The sequence below is a fragment of the Streptomyces sp. H27-H5 genome, assembly GCF_026627505.1.
Taxonomy (GTDB): Bacteria; Actinomycetota; Actinomycetes; order Streptomycetales; family Streptomycetaceae; genus Streptomyces.
The window spans coordinates 1-19496 of the sequence record NZ_JAPNLK010000119.1; the positions used below are offsets into that span (position 1 = coordinate 1).

14 protein-coding genes are annotated in these 19496 nt (G+C 62.0%); 11 read left to right on the top strand and 3 right to left on the bottom strand.

The window, feature by feature from the left end:
* Positions 1–195: 195 nt before the first annotated feature.
* Both OTB19_RS36585 and OTB19_RS36590 read right to left on the bottom strand, forming a co-directional pair.
* Entirely contained in the window at positions 196–2337 is a 2142-nt protein-coding gene (locus OTB19_RS36585) for an ATP-binding protein (protein WP_267803073.1), read from the bottom strand.
* A gap of 189 nt (positions 2338–2526) precedes the next feature.
* Positions 2527–3135 carry a DUF4255 domain-containing protein gene (locus OTB19_RS36590; protein WP_267803074.1) on the bottom strand — a complete coding sequence of 203 codons (609 nt, stop codon included), beginning with the start codon at positions 3133–3135 and terminating at the stop codon, positions 2527–2529.
* 302 nt (positions 3136–3437) lie between these two features.
* Between OTB19_RS36590 and OTB19_RS36595 the strand changes: the two genes are divergently transcribed.
* From OTB19_RS36595 to OTB19_RS36635, 10 genes are all read left to right on the top strand, one after another.
* Entirely contained in the window at positions 3438–4718 is a 1281-nt protein-coding gene (locus OTB19_RS36595) for a phage tail sheath family protein (protein WP_267803075.1), read from the top strand.
* A gap of 16 nt (positions 4719–4734) precedes the next feature.
* Positions 4735–5187 carry a phage tail protein gene (locus OTB19_RS36600; RefSeq protein ID WP_267803076.1) on the top strand — a complete coding sequence of 151 codons (453 nt, stop codon included), beginning with the start codon at positions 4735–4737 and terminating at the stop codon, positions 5185–5187.
* Between the two features lie 133 nt (positions 5188–5320).
* Positions 5321–5605, top strand: a complete 285-nt coding sequence (locus OTB19_RS36605) for a hypothetical protein (RefSeq protein ID WP_267803077.1) — start codon at positions 5321–5323, stop codon at positions 5603–5605.
* Positions 5602–5760, top strand: coding sequence for a DUF6760 family protein (locus OTB19_RS43490; RefSeq protein WP_324289654.1), 159 nt, complete (start codon positions 5602–5604; stop codon positions 5758–5760). The genes OTB19_RS36605 and OTB19_RS43490 overlap by 4 nt, the downstream gene beginning before the upstream one ends.
* A 1352-nt stretch (positions 5761–7112) precedes the next feature.
* Positions 7113–7568, top strand: coding sequence for a phage tail protein (locus OTB19_RS36610; RefSeq protein WP_267803085.1), 456 nt, complete (start codon positions 7113–7115; stop codon positions 7566–7568).
* A 12-nt stretch (positions 7569–7580) separates the two neighbouring features.
* A complete protein-coding gene (locus tag OTB19_RS36615) occupies positions 7581–8291 on the top strand; it encodes a LysM peptidoglycan-binding domain-containing protein (RefSeq protein WP_267803078.1) in 711 nt (236 codons plus the stop codon).
* Positions 8292–8330: 39 nt separating this feature from the next.
* Positions 8331–10016, top strand: a complete 1686-nt coding sequence (locus OTB19_RS36620; protein ID WP_267803079.1) for a VgrG-related protein — start codon at positions 8331–8333, stop codon at positions 10014–10016.
* 52 nt (positions 10017–10068) lie between these two features.
* Complete coding sequence (locus tag OTB19_RS36625; RefSeq protein ID WP_267803080.1) at positions 10069–10494, top strand: GPW/gp25 family protein; 426 nt, start codon at positions 10069–10071, stop codon at positions 10492–10494.
* Positions 10494–11984 carry a hypothetical protein gene (locus OTB19_RS36630; RefSeq protein WP_267803081.1) on the top strand — a complete coding sequence of 497 codons (1491 nt, stop codon included), beginning with the start codon at positions 10494–10496 and terminating at the stop codon, positions 11982–11984. Before OTB19_RS36625 ends, OTB19_RS36630 begins: the two co-directional genes overlap by 1 nt.
* A 232-nt stretch (positions 11985–12216) precedes the next feature.
* The gene (locus tag OTB19_RS36635) at positions 12217–15318 is read left to right on the top strand and encodes a baseplate J/gp47 family protein (protein WP_267803082.1); all 3102 of its coding nucleotides are present in this window, start codon (positions 12217–12219) and stop codon (positions 15316–15318) included.
* A 282-nt stretch (positions 15319–15600) separates the two neighbouring features.
* Here OTB19_RS36635 and OTB19_RS36640 read toward each other — a convergent pair whose 3' ends face one another.
* Positions 15601–16317 carry an IS6 family transposase gene (locus OTB19_RS36640; RefSeq protein WP_267803083.1) on the bottom strand — a complete coding sequence of 239 codons (717 nt, stop codon included), beginning with the start codon at positions 16315–16317 and terminating at the stop codon, positions 15601–15603.
* 2059 nt (positions 16318–18376) lie between these two features.
* Between OTB19_RS36640 and OTB19_RS36645 the strand changes: the two genes are divergently transcribed.
* Positions 18377–19198 (top strand): IS5 family transposase, encoded by an 822-nt coding sequence (locus tag OTB19_RS36645; RefSeq protein WP_267803084.1) that lies wholly within the window; start codon positions 18377–18379, stop codon positions 19196–19198.
* Positions 19199–19496: the final 298 nt, after the last annotated feature.

Below are 19496 nucleotides of genomic sequence, written 5' to 3' on the forward strand. Positions count from 1 at the left end.
CACCCCGGACCCGTGGAACCCGGCGCACCCCGCAGCGACACGCGACGACCCCGGAACCTCACCACGAGAACAAACCGGGGTGAACCGACCACCCCACGAACACGACCTCATCACTGAAGGATCGAGGCTCACAGCTCCCACCAAGTTGACAACGCCGCCCGGCGAGCACCAGCAGACCTATCTACAGCTGCCGTATCAGAGTTCGTCCGCAAAGAGTCGGGGGTCAATGATTTTCCGTAGCTTGCGATACTCCGAGCGGATCGCCGCGAGCACGTGGTGGTTGTTGATGTCTGTGCCGGCGCTGGCTGCGGCGTAAGCTGCGGCCAATGCGCAGGACCGGATGGAGCCGCCTGTGAGGTTGAACGCGTCCGCTATGCGTTTGATGTCCAGGTCGGGGGCGATCGGTGCCTGCTTGAAGAACCCCTGCCAGAGTCGAGTCCGCTGCTTGGCGTCGGGTATGGCGAAGGGAATGTGACTGTCCAGTCGCCGTTGGAACGCGGTGTCGATGTTCGCGGCAAGATTGGTGGTCAGTAAGATTATTCCATCGAATTTTTCGAGTCGCTGCAACAAATAGGACGTTTCAATATTGGAATATCGGTCGTGCGAATCCTTCACTTCGGTGCGTTTTCCGAAGAGAGCGTCCGCCTCGTCGAACAAGAGGATCCCGTTCACGTTGGCGGCTTCCGTGAAAATTTGTTCGAGGTTCTTCTCAGTCTCACCTATGTATTTGTCGACTATGGTGGAAAGATTTATCACGTAGAGATCCAGGCCAAGGGCTCCCGCGATGACCTCGGCCGCCAAGGTCTTCCCTGTTCCCGATTCTCCCGAGAAAAGGGCTGAGATTCCTCGACCGTATCCGTTTCCGGGTTTGAGTCGCCAGGCGTCAAGGACAATGTCACGGTATCGGATACGGTCGGTGAGGGCGTCGATCTGTCCCTTGGTGACGGAGTCCAGGACAAGGTCGTCGAAGTCGACGGCCGGCACGATCCGAGTCGCGAGTCGGGCCAGTCGGGGTGTGTTGTGGCGGCGTACGGCCGTGCGGAGGACATCCCCAGACAATGGCGTCGATGTGGCCTCGGCCTGGCGGGAGGCCCATGAGTGGGTGTCGGCGATCTGTGTGGCCGTGAGCCGATAGAGGGCCATGTCCCGAGCGAGGGATTCGAGTTCGCCGTCGAGTACAGCGCTATCGCTCTCCAACAGCCTTTGCCAAAGGAGAACGCGTTCATCGGTTGCGAGAGGGGGAACCACGACCTCCCGTGGTGTCAGGCTCTCGGATATCGGCACATCGGCGGTGGCGGTGGCGACGACGTGGAAGGGCTGAAGAGACGGCTCGTTGCTTCCCAGCAGGCGAACCAGTTCGGCGGCGTCGGTCTCGCCTATCGGGCCGACGATCAGGCTGCTGTCGCGGAGACGGGTCTCGAGAATGGCCTCAGCGAGCAGTGCCGATCGTTCGGTTGAGTCGGTGGGTCCTTCGTGGAGATCGACGATCACACTGGGTGACCCTGCCACGAGATGGCTGAGTGCCTCATGGGCGATGCCGGTGGCGACAGTGACGTCCTCGTGTCGCAGAAGGGTGAACGCGGGTGCCGAGGCGTGTGCCTTCCGGATGCCATCGATCGCGGCCAGATGAGACGGCAAGAAGGGAATACGAACGGGAGGTCGCAGGCTGATGCGCGGGGCCGAGATGGTGTCGAGATCGTCACCGCCCAGCAGATGTGTGTAGATGCGAGGGGAGACCCGGAGGATTCTGGTGGCCGGGAGAGTGGTGTCGTCCTCGACGTATATCAGACGGTTCCTGAGGAGGGGGCCCGATGGCGAAAGCCGGTGAACGTGGCCAGGATCGAACGGGTCTCCCCGGGCGAGAAGCAGGGCCACATGGGCGGTGACACCGGCGCGCGCTGTGTCGTCATTGAGGTGGGCGAACGCCTGGGCGAACCGCTGGTCGACGTGGGGGGCTATGGCAATGACTAGTAGTTCGACGTCCAAGGAAGACAGGCAAAAGCTGTCGGCCAGCCGAACAAGTCGGAGAGGGCTTCTGCCAGCTGCCAGACGGACGTGCTCGTCGGCGATCTCGCGGAGCGCTTGCTCCCGCGGGCTCGGCGCGGGGAGGGAGGGCTCGCGTACCAGTCGGTCGTAGGCACTGCTGTTGTCCGGGAACAGCCCGAGGAGGGGGGTGGAGTGTTCCGATCTGGTCGAGAGGCTCAGCCGGACCCGTTCCGCAAGGATCGCGAACCAGGTGACGAGGTGCTGTCGATCGAGATGCGGGACTGAGTGGACGCTACCTTCATCGGTCGTTCGATCTGCCCAGTCGTGAGCGGACAAGGAGGAGTGCGGCATGGGCTTGGTCCTTGGCGGGAGGCTGGCGACGGAGGCGGATAGATGCTCCGCAGGGTCTCGATTTCCAGGCCGGCCGGCTGTCACGCGGCGGAACACATGGAGCGGCGGCGACTTTGGAGCGCGGTGACCGTGACCGGCCGGTGGGATGCTTCTCTTCATCTCCACGGACGTGCTGGCAGCACGGGACCATCAGGATCGCCGGGGGCTCAGATGAATCTCCCTCGAAGCGACTCGCGTCCGGTCGTCGATCTCCTCGAGGATGAAGCTCTCGATGGGGAGGCACACCCGCACGTTGACCGAGGGCATCAGGGTGTTGTCCAGAGCCGACCACAGGTCAGTGAGGGCGCGACTGTCGTTGAGAGGCGCGATCCACTCCATGGTGGCCTCGGGTTCGAGGCGGGCGAGGTGCGGAGGCCACTCCGGAACATTGAGCACCCGATTTCGGGCGAAGGCCGGTACGAGCTTGCCCAGCGCAGCGTGGGCTGTCTGAATCTCTTCCGCTGACGAGCCATCGGCCCACACGGTGATCATATAGGAGAGAGAGAGGTACATCGGAGGCTCGTGTGTGGCGATCGGTTTGCCGGATTCGGATTCTACAGAGCCGTCCGGAAACACGTTGATTTTTCCGATGCATGACCTGGTGAGATCCTGGCGAATGTCATAGAGGAAAAGATTAACGGCCGTCCCCTCTAGATTTGAGACCCATTCCCTGGTCGGCGCGCAGAACTGGATTGTTTCACATCCTGTTCCCGCAGATTCGGCGATTTCCTTCAGAGCGCTATCAATCCAGTTGATCATCGGGTTGGCCGGCCTCTCTGGTGGATGATTATTGGTGGGACACTCGCGACCTGTCCCCAGTTGACGCGGTGGGATGCGAGTCGGCAAGGCGACGCCGAGATTCTTCCTTTTGAGGCCGCCGGGCCGTGGCGCCCTGCCTGATGAGGTGAAACGAGATCGCCGTTTGGGGGCTCGATGGTCTGCTATGCCGACTGGCAGTACGCCGCCGACTCCGGCACAGTGGGGACCTGTAGGTCTCACGTTGTCTGTGTCCTGTCGGATTCCATTGCCCCGCGATGGCGTTCCACTGTCAAGGAGTCAGCATGTCCCCTGTCGTCGAACTGGCACCGCAATCCATACCCCCCGGGGTGGTCGTGAGAGAGGAGCCGAGCGATACTCGATTCGTCGCAGCCGCTCGAACCTCGGTGGCCGCATTCTTGGTCGAAGGAACGGACGAAACCGTCGTTCACAATATGTCGACCTGGGCCGATTTCGACAAGAGGTTCACCTACTCGACAGTCGATAATGATCTTGACAGGATCAAGTTGAGTAAGACTGCATGGGCCTCTGTTCGTGGGTGGTTCGAGAATGGAGGCGGGGAATGCTACATAGTTCTCGTCGACGGCTCGGATCAATCCAGTTCCGGCGAGTTTGAGCGGAGTGAGGCCGGTGGGGCGGAGGGGACCGATGCGGACTCTCAATCCATTTCGCTGGTGTCGACTTATGCAGGAACACGAGCCATGGGTTCGCCGACTGGCGTTGCCGCGTTGGAGTCCTGTGAAGTGCAAATGGTCATCGCGCCCGACATGGATACCGACCCAGCCCACATCGATGCGAAAGCTATCGTCGCTCACTGTCGCACCATGGGTGACCGAATCGCATTGCTTCATTTTGACAAGGATGTGACTGTAGAAGGTATTGTCGACGGCCTGGCAAATTTCGGTCTGTCTGACCTGGAAGAACTGAGGTGCGCCACCGCCTACTACCCTTGGATCTCTGTCCCGGACCCGGCAATGAATGGACAGTTCATGTCGATTCCGCCGACTGGTCACGTGGCAGGGATTTGGGCCAGGGTCGACTCGTCTCGTGGAATCCACAAGGCGCCGGCAAATGAAGGCTTGAGGGGCGTTACGGCACTCGCCTTCGACATGAGTGGCCCGGAACAGGCCAAAATCAATGACCTGGGAGTGAACGGGCTGCGTAGTTTCCGAGCCTCCGGCCTTCGCGTCTGGGGTGCCCGGACGCTGGCCGCCTCGAATGTCTCGGACGTCGAGAACGGTTATCTCAACGTTCGGCGCACGATCAATTTTATTAAGGAGTCTATTCGGCAGAGCACCGAATGGGTGGTTTTCGAGCCGAACAACGACGCCTTGCAGACTTCAGTGCAAGTCACCATTTCGAACTTCCTAACGTCTCTCTGGCGTAGGGGTGCCCTGGTCGGCGCGACTCCGGATCAGGCCTTCTACGTCCGCTGCGACGAAGGAAACAACCCCCCTGAGGACGTCTATCAAGGCAAATTGACCTGTGACGTCGGAGTTGCCATCGTCAGGCCGGCTGAATTCGTTACCTTCCGAGTGACGCAGATAATCAACCAGTCTTCCTGACGAGACCCGCAGAGAGATGAGCACGAACATGCTGGATGACGCTGTTGTCACTTATCAATGCCAGGTCGAACTCGGTGGGCTTCGGGTGGAGCCGCTGAAATCCGTTTCAGCAATCACTGCGGACCAAGAATACATCGATGTTGTTTCGATGACTCAAGATGGAAGTCTGCAATGGGATTATGTGCGAGGAGTGCCTGGCTGGAAGAATGTCACTCTGACTCGGACTGTGGACAAGAGCGACGCGTTCACCAAATGGATAAAGGATGCCAGGGACAACAGCGTCTCTGACATAGAACGCGATCTCATTCTCGTTTTAGTAAACGCGAAGAACGAGGCGGTCAAGAAAATATCTTTCTCCAGAGTCCACCCCACCTCGTGGTCCGGCCCGGGTGTGACGGCTGGAGAGTCCGGTGTGGGGGAGGAAACACTGGAGCTCCGCTACCTGGACGTCGACACCAAATTCCTCTGAGGCTGAGATGACAATTCCGAAATCGGCTCCTCCCGTCCAGCCGCCAAGGCCTGGTATCCGGCCCACGGAGTTTGAGTTCTCATTACCGCGTGGGATCAAGGGGCCGGACGGCACCATCCACTGCGAGGGCTTCATGCGCCTGGCCACCGCACGGGACGAGATCGAACCACTGATCGACCTTCGTGTCCGCAAAAATCCGGCTTACCTAGGAATCCTCCTCCTCGCCTCGGTGGTCACCAGCATCGGAACAATCGAGGACGTCACCAGCGAAACAATCGAGGACCTGTACGCGACTGATCTCGCCTACTTGCAGACGTTCTACGAACGTATCAATGCCTCTGATGGCCTACCGAATATCTGTTACGCATGCGCGAGCGTCCTAGAGGAGAACGACACACGTGATCGCCTGGGGGAATAGTCACCTACCCGACGGACAACATTCATCGGGAAGTGACGTTCATCGCATTTCACCTCCATTGGTCCCGTTGCGACATCCTCTCCTTGGAACACGCGCAGCGCGTCCGCTATGTCAAGGAAATCAACCGGATCAACGCTCGTCTCAGTGAAGGGTGAACGCACCATGAAGTGGCCCGGCCCCCTACGTCGGCGATGGCGATCACCCGTCGCAGACGGCCCGCCGGCAGAGGGAATTTCCTCGGCTACGGATCAGGCCGGGCCGCGCCCTCGCTCGGCGCGACTCGCCCTTGGCACACTCCCGCGTCTCGTAGCCGCCATCCAGCCGATCACGCCGGCTTCGGATCCGCAGGGGGCACTCCAGAGGCTCGCGACGTGGAGATGGCCCACCCATACAGGCACGTTCCCTCCTGAATCGCACAGGCTCGACGCACGAGCGCTCTGGCCGAAGCAACGCCCCTCATCGCCTGAGAACCACTTCACGGACGACGAACTCGTATTCAAAGTTGCATCGCATGACATCGAGCAGCTCCCGCCCCCCGCGACGCCGCCGGCACGAGCACTGAAACTTCCCCCGGTCAGCGCTTCTTCACCCAGTGGCCCCTTCCCCTGCCTGGGCCCGATGCCGTCTCCGATGAGGGTCGCTTCGGGTGTCGAGAGGGAGAAGGGAAGTGCGGTAAATGGTCTGCGGCGTCATCCGCGCCGGGGACGGCGAACCTTCTCCGCAAACGGTCTACGCGATGCGGTGATGGCATCGGAGCGAATCGCTGGGGTTTTGCGTCGTTTCGTTACTCCTGTGGTGGCTGCTCCGTCGGCTGTCGGGTCATCGGGAGTCGGTGCGGTCGGTGCTTCTGGTGGTGTTGGTTCTGGTTCATCCGCGGCGGGGGGCGTTGCGGGCCGCAGCTCGGGGGTGGGCCTTGGGCCGTCCGTGGAGCGTGTATCGGCACGGGCCCGGCGTCTGAATCCTCCAGTCTCGGGACCTGAGGCTGCCGCTGTTCCAACAGAGAGCTCCATGGTTCGGGAAGCGGCATCGGAACACGATCTTCGTTCGCCCAGAGGCACCCGCCGCCTCACTCTTCGGCGGAGATCCTCCTTGGTGGATGACGTGGAACTACACCTCTCCCCCCGACCCCCGCGTACAGCCTCTCGTGTGATGGCGGCGCGGCGCGGGAGTCCCACAGGCTCAGTCGCCCGAGGTCTGGCTCGCCGACTGGCTGATGTTCGCGACAGTGGAAGAGGGAATTCCGACCACGCTGCGGGAGAAGAAGGGAGAAAAGCGATTACCGAGGAGCAGTTCGACGCATTCCTTGGGCACTTGACAGGCGGACGCGTCGATGGACTCGCACGCACCCTTCTCCCCTCGCTGACCAGACTCATGGGCGGTAACCGTGACAGCGGAAACCGTCCCGCTCGGGACTCGTTTCCGAAAGAATCTGGCACCTTCACGCCTATTCTTCCCTTCTGAGGTTAACAAAACTTCCTGCGAGGTTTCCATGACTCCGTCCGACTCGATGGCCCCGACCTGGTCATTTCGCGTGTCTTTCCTTTTCAGGTCTCCCTTGATCGGAACTTTCGCTAGCTGTGAAGGTTTGGGGTATGAAATCGAGCACGAGGAATATCAAGAAGGCGGAAACAATGACTACACGTGGCGCTTTCCAACAAGAGTCCGCTATTCTAATCTGACGTTGAAGCGTCCGGTCACCAGCGCAGACTCATTCTTTCTGGATCTCTGGATGCTTCAGCAGATGATCTCTCCTACCCAAGGGAAGGAGCTTGCCCTGGCACTAGTGGGCGAGAGATGCTTCATCAGCTGCTTCAATCAGAGAGGGAAGAAGATTTTGACATGGGTGCTGACTGACGCCGTTCCCGTCAGGTTGAGTTCGCCGTCATTCTCGGTGGCGGATTCATCCATTGCCGAGGAAACCATCGAAATTGCCCACAGTGGCATCACCGCCCTCCCTATCTAAAGTTGGAAGCCGATGGTCAACCTCCTCTCCAGTTTCCCTTTCCTTGAAAATGCCGCACTCCTCATAATGGAACCACCTGCTCCGAAGAAGAGCGAGCCAGGATCTTTGATCGACAGATGTGAATTCCAGTTCAACCCGAACCAGCTGACCGTGGGCAAGAGTGCTCGTGTAGATCGAACACCGGGCACGGCCGAGGCGGCCACGCAAGGGGAATTTGTCGGCGCGAACCCCAGAACTCTATCTTTCGAGATATTCCTTGACGAGACGAACTTCCTTTTCCACATGGGTAAGGTCCAGAAGACGATAAAGAAACTCGTCTCCTGTTGTTCCCCTACCCGGAAAAGTGAAGGAACGAATCACCCGTGCCTTCCTTGGGTCCGTCTGGAATGGGGATCTGCAGACCTTTATGATTTCAATTGCTTGATGACGGATGTGCGGATGACCGCAAAACTCTTCAACTTGGCTGGTGATCCGATACGGGCCACTTGTTCGTTGTCGATGGAAGAGGTGGGCGGAGCAATGGCGCGGCAGAATCCGACATCGGGAGCCCTCAACATCCATTCTTCGTGGCAGGTAACCCAAGGAGATTCGTTGCACTCGATAGCATGGCAAGAATATGGGGACGCGGCACGATGGCGCGAGATCGCAAGAGTGAATGGTAAGGACAATCCATATGCCCTCGAGCCGGGCGAGAGGCTCGCTGTCCCTTCCCGGGACCAGTGATCGCCGAAAGCGTGGACTGAAATGCCCTATTGGAAACATATGGCGATCGAACTCGCTGGGCGCCCCATCGACTCTGATGCCTCCAACATCACTCTCGCCTCGGTTGACGTGCACTCCAGCGTATACGCCCCGGCGTCCGCCACTGTAATATGGCGGGATCGACACTTCGAGATCCCTGACATCGCGGAAATCGGTAAGGAAGTATTGATTCGAGCGAATAGCAGTGCCGGTGCGCAGGCTGTGATATTCACGGGGGTCGTGGTGGCCATGTCCGTGGATATTGGGCCGAGAGGGCGATTCACTACACTTCGGGCGATGAATCGCTCGTATGCGCTGCTGACGACACCGCGAGTGGCGTCTTTTACCAAGAGTACAGTCGAGGACATGGCCAAGAAAGTCGCACAACGATCAGGTCTGTCACTGAAGGAAGCCCCGAAGGACACGACGAGGTATGATCATTTTTCGCAAGCCAGCGTCACCGACTGGGAGTTTCTTCAAAAGCTGGGCCGTCTGACTGGGACGGTTGTCAAAATAGCAGGCAAGGAAATATGTATGTCGCCGTTGCGATCAGTGCAGGGCGGGGAGGCGGACGTCACGATCGACGCCACCAAAGGGCGTGACGGCATTGCTATATCGATCGATGCGGTCGGACAGACGGGATCGGTCGAACTTCGGGCCTGGAATGCCGAGAAGAAGAAAGAAATCACAGTGGTGGAGAAGAAGCATTCCGCTGCGAGTGAACACGTCGAGCTAGGATCGGGGATCACACCTGCCAAGGCAGCAGCCCTCCTGCAGGTGGAGGATCCTTTTCTCGCTGCCGAAGGGTGCACCACCGAGGATCGGGCGATCAAGGACAGCGAGGACCTCGGTCGACAGCAAGCGTCACGATTCCTCGCTCTCGAAGCCACGGTTCCGCTCAATCCCACGTTGGTGGGAGGGAGCGTGGTGGAGGTGACCAAGGCTGGAGCCTATTTCAGTGGTAGATACACCGCCACAGGCGTGCGGCATCTCTTCGATTCTGCCGACGCCCGCTGTGTGACCACAATATCCGTGACTTCCCTCCCCCGTACGTCCGCCGCTTCCACCGGGTCTGGGCAGGCTGCCGGGAGGGTGGGTGGTGTCGCCATCGCCCTCGTGGAGGATGTGAAAGCGGATCACCCGGACACCGGGATGGTGCGGCTGCGGTTTCCGTGGCTCAGCCCTGACTATGTGTCGGGATGGGTGCGCACACTGCAGCTCAGTGGTGGGGGTGTCTTTCTTCCTGATGTCAACGACGAGGTCCTCGTCTCGTTCGAGCAGGGAAGCCTGGAGCATCCGGTGGTTCTCGGACGACTCTTCAACGGTGGTGATGATGAAAATGACAAACCCGTCGCACATGAGGGTCCCTTGTGGCACAAAGACACGGGTCATGTCAACAGACGCTCTATTGCCTCGCCGGCCGGTGACGTCATGGAATTCCTTGACGAGGAAGGCGCAATCGAGGGAATCCGGCTCAGGACAAAGGACTCGAAGGCCGAGGTTTTTCTCGATCGCAACGAGAACGTCATCTCGTTCACCTGTACGGACGGAACAATCACGCTTGATGCACAGAAGATCGTCATGACCGCCACAGATGGCATCGACCTTTCCGCAGCTGCGCTGAAACTCACGGCGGACGGTGGCGAAATCGAGGCTTTGGCCGAATCGGTGACGATAGACGGAAGTGCAAGTGTGCATATCAACTGATGGCGTTTTATCGCCGTCCGAGTCGAAGCGACGCTGTGAAGGGAGATGAGGAATGCTATTCGAAAGCGCGCTTGTGGGGAGAGGTTGGTCTCACCCCGGCGGTGTCGACCCAGCGACCGCCGCCATCACACTCGTCACCGACGACGACGATATTCGCCAGGCCATCCATCTCATACTGATGACCCGCCGAGGCGAGCGTTCGATGCGGCCCGACTTCGGTTGCGATCTGGACGTCTACGTTTTCGCTCCCGTGAGTGCGACGACAGCCGGCCAGATCTCGCACTCGGTGAGAACCTCGCTGGAACGGTGGGAGCCTCGTATCACCGTCGATGACGTGGCTGTGAGTGCGGACGAGCACGAGGTCGGAGTCCTGTACATCGAAATCGGATACCGCATTCAGAACACCAACTCCACGCGCAACCTGGTATTCCCTTTCTATACGATCCCCCAGGAACCATCCGCGGCAGGGGGGCAATGATGCCGATACAAGTTCCCGATCTCGACGTTCTGCGGTTCCAGGATCTGGTCGACGCGGCCAAACGGGCGTTGCCGCCACTGTGTCCGGGCTGGACCGACCACAACGTCTCCGACCCCGGCATCACTCTCATCGAGGCCGCAGCGGAGCAGGTAGATCGCCTCAGCTATAGGGTCGATCGCGTTCCACCTTCCCACCTGCACGGCCTTCTTCGTCTGCTTGGTGTCACGGTGATACCGACGGTCCCGGACCGGGTGATGATATCGGCCCGGGCAACCGCTTCCGCGGAAACCAAGGACATCCCGGTGGGTACCGAATTTCCCACAGAGGACAAGAGTGTCTTCCTGTTCGTCACTACGCCCACCCGACTCGCCGGTGAGGGGAAAGAGACGATCATCGAAGCGGTACTTGTCGAGCACCTCATGGATCATGAGGTCGGGACGTCAATGGCCGTTCCTGGAAATTCGGAGAAGCCTCGACGTGGTCAACGGTTCGTCATCAGGGGAGATCCACTCTCACCTGCTCTGTGGGGTGACATCGTTCAGAACCATCTGACCGTCGTAGTGCGCGTCGGTGAAAGGCGCCAACCATGGGACAGTGTGCGGTCATTCGCGGGCTACAGCGACCAGGACAAGGTACACACCTGGGACCCCATCACCCGTGAGGTGGTCTTCGGTCCAGAAGTGGAGACCGATGCGGATAACACGCTGGGTCTGGGGGCCGCGCCGGATTTAGGCAGTTCCATTCTTGTGAATTATTACACCGCGACCGAGAAACGCCCGCCTATTATTTCTGTGAGCGAAGAATATCAGGACTTCGAATTTTCTGTGCTGGGTCAGGTTTCCGGAGGATGTCCACGTGAGGAAATCGCGGCGGCGTTACGCAGATTCACTTTCGGGCTGAACCCGATTCAGCGTGCCACCTCTCTGCGCGACTACGAGCACGAGCTGATGCGCCGATTCCCCACTCTGAAGAGGGTGAACGTGCGACTCAGCCCAGGGTCAGCGAGAACCACTTCGATCACAGTCCAGGCGGTACCCAACACTGAAGGTTTAGACCAGCCAGCGCCCCTCTCCGGTAACGTCCTGGATCGGCTTCAAGAAGAGGTCGATTCTCTCCGTCTGATCGGCGCTAAGGCCACTATCTCGAATGCGCAATATAAATTGTTCGGGATTCAGTTGAGGGTGAAGTTGATGCAAGGTGACTCGCGGCAAGAAGAGGCAAGGGAAGCAATCAGTAAAGGCCTCGCTCGATACTTTCACCCGCTGCACGGCGGAGAGAGCGCAGAGGGGTGGGCGTGGGGGCGCACGATCAACACTGGTGATGTATATCACGTACTGAATGGTATAAAGGAAATTTACACGGTGTCCCAAGTGCAGTTCACCGATTCTTCGTTGTTTGTCCCCTCTTCGTCGTCGGAGGTCGAGCTGAGCGAAGAGCAACTCCCATGGCTTGAAAGCAGCTTGGTGGAAGTGGTGGATTTCAACACGTAACCGTCAACGGGCCATGTTGGAGCCCCTGCCGATCACGGCTGATTCAAAGTCGTCGGGTGTGGAGCCGCTGTGGTGACTCCGCGAGGAGGGTGGCGTTTTGCCCTGATCGCGTCCCCGTCGGGGGTGCCTGCGAACGCTGGGTGCTGCTCCTCCTGCGACGGTCCGTAACTGAGCAACAGAGTTGCCTTCCTCAGCCGATCGACGTGCCACCTTCAGTCCGGAGGAATCACAGATGGCCAAAGAAGCCCCTCCCCTGCACACCAGAGACTCCGCCGAGTTACGGGCGAATATGACGAGCACCGCAGCCGAACGAGAACACGACTGGCACTCAGGGAACGGCGAACCCGGAACAGCGCTCCTCGAGACCGTTGCACGGATGACCGAACTACTGGCCACCCAGCTCAATCAGATGCCCAGGAAGAACGTTGCCGAGGTGCTCGCCGGGCTCGGCACTCACCCGATCCCCATGTCTGCGGCTCGCGGCACCGTAACCTTCACACCAGCTTCCGTCCGCAACAATGGCCTACGCGTGCCAGCCGGAACCCAGGTCACCACCCAAGTCTCCGGGGACTCCTCGCCGATCAGATTCTCGACCACCGCCCCAGCCGACCTCTCGCCGGTGACTCTGGGCGCCTGGGGGTTTCTCAGGGAAGGCGAAGCATCGAAAGTGGGACGGAGCGGCGACATCCCCATCTTGGAGCTGAGCCGCGCGGCCCCGGGGGAGTTCATCGTCGTCGACTTGGCTTTGAGGCTCGATACTCGTCTGGGCTTCGCGTTACTCGCCGAGGCGGAGGAGTGGGAGTGGGAGGTCTCGGCGCTTGACGGAGGCGAACCCATCTGGCTCCCCTGCGGAAAAATGACCGGCCTTTCGGGGCCTAGTAATTCAAGCAAGCCAAGTGTTTACTCCGTTGGCCTTCGGCTACCTCATCACCACCACGCCGTTTCGAGTCCTCTGAGGGCCGCCGGTCGGGTCGGCGCCTCTCCTGCTGCGGCTCTACTGCGTATCCGATCCGTGTCCGGGCCTGCGTCCACCGCCATGGAGATCCGAGGCGTGCTGGCCATGCCCGAAGCCCCCGTGGTGCACGGAGTGTTGGTGCCCGAGGTGTACCTGGGCCCGTCCTCCGGAGAGACCGATCAACGGTTCCCTCTGACAGCTCCGCCTCAACCCGAGTCATGGCCGCTCACTCTCAGGGTCATCACGGACGCAGCAACCACGACGTGGACATACGTGGCGAATCTCACAGACTCCGGGCCTCGCGATCAGCATTTCACCCTCGATCCCAGCGACGGTGCCATCCTGCTCGCACCTCTGGTGTCCTACGAGGGCGGCTCGCGCCGACACGGCGCCGTTCCGCCAGTCGGCGCGAGACTTCGGCTCGACCCCTACATCACCGGTGGTGGCTCGGAAGGCAACCTTCCCGAAGGCTCCCTGACCGTGCTACCTGTGCCCGTACCGGGCGTCAACGCTGTTACGAACTCGCAGCCGTGCGTCGGGGGTGCGGACGGTGAGACGGATGACCTTGCCGCCCGCCGTGACCCCACAGGGGCAGTCAACCCCGATCGAGCGGTCACGGCAGGCGACTATGAAGACGTCGTCCGCCATGTTGCCGCGGACGTGGCCCGAGCCCGGGTCCTGCCCGTCCCCGTGAATGCGGGAGAGACGACCAACAGGTCCGTCACCGTCAGAGACGCGCGCCCGGCCACAGTGGATCTCACCTTCTCACTCGCCGGGGCGGCATCCAGATCGGGCGACGTGACCGTCCCCGCAGGCACCACGGTGTGGCCGGAACTCAAGCCAGACGGGCCAGCTGTGCCTTTCACGACCGACCATGACCTGGCCCTCAGAGTAGCCGCAGGACACTCTGTCCTTTCTGTTATAGGCCCCGGCCCATGGCATGCCCCCGACTCTGAACCACAGGATTCTTCACCCGGCAATGGCAGCATCACCTTCATCACCGCCATTCCTCGGAACCTGCCGCTGGCCGAGGCTGTCCTCGCCCTTGAACTCGAAGGTGATCCGACCGTCGCTCCGCCTCACCTAGCCGTGTCCATCCACCATGTGGCCGGAACCCCAACCCGATTGACGTCAAGGGGCGACAATGCCACGGTTCTCCCGATGATCGGCCAAGGCGGCCGGCACGTGTGCGCGCTGCGGCTGAAAGACAGTTCAGGCTGGTCGGCAGCGTCGCGTCGCCCCCCGGCCCTCACTGCCGTCGAGGCCCTTCCCCAGGAAGAACACCTCGCAGCCCTGGGATTCCCCTTCGACGCCACCGCATGGCTCACCTGCACCATGACGCCACGGACCTCGGAACCGTCCGAAGCCGTCACAGCCCCCTCACCGATCGTTCGCCTCATTCGTGTCGCCTTTTGTCGGGCCTCCGCCACGGTCGGGGCCCACCAATGTCAAACCGTGCCGACCGGAACCCCGCTCCTGCCGGCCTCAGACGACGCGCCGACACGCCTACCGGCATGGCCAGTCTGGGGATCGCCACCGACGATCACCGCCTACACCGACGAGGCGGTTCGAACCTGGGCCCCCGTCATTGGCGTCGTTCCCATGCCCTGGGGTCCCGAGGATGTCCTCATCGACTCGGGCACGGGAATCATCTCCTTCGGCAAGCAGATCCACTACAGCGACGGCATGGTCCGCCAGCTCGGCGCCACCAAAACCGCTCCCAGAAGCGAACCGAGAACCGGTCGGGAGTATCGGACCACCCAAGGAAGCCTCGGCAACCTGCCGGCAACCGTCCTCACGCTACACACGTTGGATGTATCAGGCCTGACCGTCGTCAATCCCGGCCCCGCACGCGGGGGGGCCGACGCCGTGATCGAGAGTCGCGAGGAGGTGGTTCCCGATGTGGAGATCCTCGTCCTGCCCCACGCCGCAGCCGATGCCCTGGGACAGCTGAACCCCGAACACCTGAAGCCTTCCTCAGAGCTTGACGCACGCATCAAGGCCGGTTTGGCACCGATACGACCGCCGGCATTGAACATCGGAGTCAGACCATTCGATTTCACGACCGTCACATGCCAGGCCGAGTTGGAGTTGGAGGAGACATCCGAAGAGCGAAAGGAACAGATTCTGCGCTCCGCCAAGGTGGCTGTCAACCACTACCTCAACCCGCTTACCGGTGGACCGGACGGTACCGGCTGGCCCTTTGAACGCACACTGCACACGGGGGAGATTTTCAGAGTACTGCAACTCGTGCCAGGGGTCACAAGAGTTGCCTGGGTGAATCTCGCCGAAAACGGCAACGTCGTCGAACCCGTAGAATTGGAAGCCTCCAAGCTCTTCATTGCAGGCGAGCACACCATCAGCACAGCCCCGGCCTGAATCCGTGAGCTTCTTCGAGTTGGCCTTCAGGCGACCGGTGTCGATGGCTCTGGCCTGCAGAGATCGGAGCTGTGTGTCACCCGATCGGTGGCCAACTCGAAGAAGCTCCGTGATGTCCGGTTCCGTGTCGGTTGGTCAGGTGCCGTAGACACGGCAGCTGGGCACCGTCACGTTGTTGGGGCTGTAGGCGATTGAGGGCGTGCGGGGGCGTTGTCAACTTGGTGGGAGCTGTGAGTGCGCGCTGGGGATCAGGATGTGCCTGGCCGTGGGACCCGCGGTGGTTCAGACGGCGGCGGACACGCCGGTGACCTCGTTCCACACGGTGAAGCGGTCCTTCATCTCGTCTCGGTAGTCACGGACTGTCATCAGATGGCGGCGGGGCCGGAGGTGCGGGGAGATGAGGCTGAACGCTGCCAGGAATCGTTGGGCTCCTGCGACGGAGCGGAAGCCCTTCATCGCTCGTTCCCGTTGTCGGGTGGGTTGGTGGGAGTTCTCGGCCCGGTTGTTCAGGCCTTTGTGGGAGCGGTGATCGATGGAGGACATGCCCAGCCCGCGCAGGGCGGACCCGTAGGAGCGGAGCTTGTCGGTGACCACCACCCGGGGCGCAGAGGCGGTCTTCTTGCGTAGTTTCTTGAAGAACTTCCTGGCCGCGGCCGTGTCCCGCTTGCTGTGGACCAGGACGTCCAGCGCGTTGCCGTCGGCGTCGACGGCCCGCCACAGGTACCTGTACTCGCCCTGGATTTTAATGAAGACCTCGTCCAGGTACCACTTGTCGCCCACCTTGGGGCGGCGATGCCGCAGCGCGGCCGCGTACTCGGGTCCGAACGCGATCGACCACTGACGGATCGTCTCGTGGGTGACCTCGACGCCACGCTCCAGCATCAGCTCCTCGATGTCGCGCAGCGACAAGGCGAAGCGGTGATGCAGCCACACACAGTGGCTGATGATGTCCGCCGGGAAACGGTAACCCCGGTACGACGGCCCCCGCACGGACTCCATGACGCCCCCCCCCACCAGCAACGATCAGCTTGATGATCATGCCTGCCGAAGGAGACTCAGCTCAAGTTGACAACGCCTCAGCTCAAGTTGACAACGCCGTCCGTCCGTGTGAGAGGCCCGGCGGCCGGCGGTGACGACAGGAGAGTCGAACGGCCTCGCGTTCAGGGACTTTCGTCCCCGGGGGTGAAGCGCGTCCCGGCATTACGATCTTGTCCTGGGATCCCTTGTGGGTCCGGGTGGCCGCCACCCTGGGTGGTCGCTTCGAGGAGGCCCCTTTCACCACGCGTCCCCCGCGCATCACGGGGGCCTCCTCCAACCCACCCCCGGGAACCGGGGATACGGGGCGGCGTGCCGTCGAGGTCCCGCCGCCGCTACCCGCCGCGGCCGGCCGCGGCGTGGAAGTGCTTTTCCACGATCAGTCCGAACAAGCGCATGCAGGTCGGGCAGCACTCGCGTATTCGTTTCACGAAATGACCGGTCGGCGTGGTGGGTGCTCCGCAGAGAGCGATGACGGAACGTCGTTGGGTGACGTGCCAGCGGGACGCCCCGTCGGGTGCGGTTGTCACGCCTGTGCGCATTTCATGCATGCGACCATCCCCAATGTTCGGACGGTGTGTGGCCGAGAATGTGTCGCGGGTTGCCTGACTGGTGCGGGCTTTCGTGGACCGGCCCGGCCGGGGTCCGCGGCACAGTCACAGTAGAGCGGTGGGCGCACGGGACCGCAAACCGGAGGTTATCGGATGAGCGGCGGAAGCGGGTGTGGCCCTGCGGTCTCGTGGCGCGGGGCACACCACGTGCACGCCCGGGGGGCACCAGGGCCACGGGTCGACCTTGGCGGTACGGTGATCACCGCCGTGAGTCTCCCGATCCGCGGGTCATCGATGTCCACTCGGCATCGGCGTGCCGGTGGCGGCTCCCGCACCGCGTACATCGCCGCGACCCACTGGAGTCGGCCCACCGGCGGGGGCGATGTCCATCGCCTGACTGCCTGGCCGTCCCGGTCGCCACGCCGGGCCGACGACGAGACGATGGGGACGAATGGGGCTCTGAGGGTGGTGTCCGCCCCGCCATGCGCGGGGGCCCGTGTGGTCTCCTCATGACGAGAAGGAGACAAGAATGGAGAAAGAAGGATGAACCGGCGTTCTCGACCGCTGATGATCGTCTCCATGGCGGTGTCCACGCCAGCAGTGGGTTCGGCGGCGCCCGTGGGTGGGCTGGCACATGCCGCGGTGCCCTCTGCGCGTTGCTTGGTTCGATGATGAGGGGATCGGACTCGGACAGTTTTCGCGTCACTGTCGGACCCTCTCTGTCAAAGTAGGTCAAGCCAGGCATACTGGATGATTCATTGAGTCCGAGGGCGGAGAAGGAGTAGTGCCCACAGTGGCCAGGACTGATGACCACGGGATACCTGATCCGCAGGTAGAGCCCCGTTCCACAGGTCCGCGCCGGTACTCGGCGGAGTACAAGGCGAGGATCCTGGGCGAGTACGAGACGTTCGACCGGCAGGGCAAGGGGGCCCTGCTCCGCCGGGAGGGTCTGTACTCGTCACTGATCACGAGCTGGCGGGAGCAACGTGACCGGGGGGCGAAGACGGCGCTGGCCGCGCCGGCGGGCAGGCCGAAGGCAGACCCGCGGGACAAGGGGATCATCCGGCTGGAGGCCAAGGTCACCCGGCTGGAGACCGAGCTGGGCAAGGCCCGCACCGTCATCGAGGTCCAGGGAAAACTCTCCGCGCGGCGTTGTCAACTTGGTGGGAGCTGTGAGTGCGCGCTGGGGAACAGGATGTGCCTGGCCGTGGGACCTGCGGTGGTTCAGAGCCTGGTGATCAGGGGCTCTGGTGTTCGGGTGGGGATTTCCGGGGCTCGTGAGGATGAGAGAAGGGGTCCTCTGGAGAGCTATTCGTTGCGACGAAACACTCCGGAGGACCCCTGTGCCGCAGTTCTACCAACTCGCTGTACCCGTTGCCAACCTCACCGCCCGCGCGTGCGCGTGTCTGCCGTGCCGTTTCGGGAACGTGCCGTCCTGGGAGCCCGAGCACGAGCGTGCCTTCGAGACGGACATGACCGATACCGCGTGGGGCGAGGTGCGCGGCGTGATTCCTTCGCCGCCGTGGCTGGAGGGACGCGGGGGGCGGCCCGAGGAGTACTGCCATCGGCGGATGTTGGACGCGCTGCGTTATCTCGCCGACAACGGCGGCAAGTGGCGTGCACTGCCCGCACCGTTCCCGCCGCCGCGCAAGGTCTTCGACTTCTTCCGCCGCTGGGCGCGTCAGGGCGTGTTCGCCCAGATCCACTCCGCGCTGGTGAAGAAGATCCGCGTGAAGGCCGGCCGGTCCGAACAGCCGACCGCCGCGATCATCGACGCGCAGTCCGTGAAAGGAGCCGAGACCGTCGGCACCGCGAGCCGGGGATACGACGGCGGCGAGCAGATCAACGGCCGCAAGCGGCACATCGTCGTCGACACCCTCGGCCTGATCCTGCTGGTCGCCGTCACCCCCGCCGATATGAACGACCGGACCGCCGCGATGGCCCTCTTCCACCGCCCCACTCTGTTGTTCCGGCGGGTCACCAAGGTCTGGGCGGACCACGGCCACGACGGCGAACTCGCCCCCTGGGCCCTGCGCACCCTCGGCCTGGACCTGGAGATCCCCGACCACCCCGGCCGCCGCAAGGGGGAGGGTTTCAAGGTCATCGCCAAACGGTGGATCGTGGAACGGTCGCTCGCGTGGATCACCCGGCGGCGCCGCCGCGTGCGCGACTACGAACGCCGCCCCGACCACCACGCCGCGTTCGTCCTTCTCGCGGCGGGCATCCAGATGAGCCGCCGCCTCGCCGGCCCTGCCGACCGCGGCAACCGCGGCATCAGCCGGGCAGCCTGGTGAACTTCCCGTCACCCCGCTTCACGATCCACCCCCGGTCCGCCAGCCGGGAACACACATCCCGTGCCCGCTGCTGACGCGCCGGAGTCGTCTCCCAGCCCAGCCGCTCGGCCACCAGCCGGGCCATCACCGGACCCTCCGCCTCCCGCACGACCGCCAACGCCGCCCGATACATCCAAGACCACGGAGTTAGGGCCGATCCGCGGCTGTCAACCGGATCAGGGTTTTTCGAGGAAGCGCAGGTCAGGGCAACGGGACTCTTGGTAGAGCAGGGAAGCCGACCAAGGTCTTCCCACTCGAA